Genomic DNA, 564 nt, shown 5'->3' with positions numbered 1-564 from the left:
GGTATTGAGGTTTCTGAAGTAACCGCACATGGAGGGATTCGTGCTAACACAAACCTTTGGGCTGAGCAAAATTCTTATGCAATGCAACATATCAACAGGTCAACAGAAAAGATAAAAACGTCTATTCACGATTTACCGTTTTCGCCTTTAGAAAAAGTTCGAGAGCTTAAAGTGAAGCAATATTTTCTAAAACGAGATATGTATGAGTTGTACCAAATGCGGATGAACAAACCTGAAGATAAAGCTGAGCCGTATACAATTCGAGATATTGAGACTCAATTTGGATTCATTGCAGAAGAAACAGACGACATTTTTACTACACCAGAGAAGGACGGAATTAAACTATATTCTACACTCTCTATTCTTACCGCAGCAGTTCAAGAACTGGAGATGAAATACGATGAAAAGATTCAAACAATAGAAGAACAGCATAAAGCGGAAATGGAAGAAATGAATCGTAGAATAGAAGTGTTAGAACAATTATTAGTCGATAAATTAGTGAAATCAGAGCAGCAATAAGCTGTTTTTTTATTTTGTATAAAGGAGTGAAAAGATGGATCGTAT

Annotated in this window: 1 protein-coding gene; it reads left to right on the top strand. The window is 35.6% G+C overall.

Going from position 1 to position 564, the window contains the following annotated elements:
- On the top strand, positions 1–519 hold a 519-nt coding region (locus tag MR058_RS22940), incomplete at its 5' end, for a tail fiber domain-containing protein (RefSeq protein ID WP_242145942.1).
- Positions 520–564: the final 45 nt, after the last annotated feature.

Source organism: Bacillus cereus group sp. BfR-BA-01430, from assembly GCF_022663115.1.
GTDB lineage: Bacteria > Bacillota > Bacilli > Bacillales > Bacillaceae_G > Bacillus_A > Bacillus_A cereus_BD.
The sequence above is the reverse complement of the archived record's forward strand: the minus strand, read 5'-3'. Positions and strand labels throughout refer to the sequence as shown.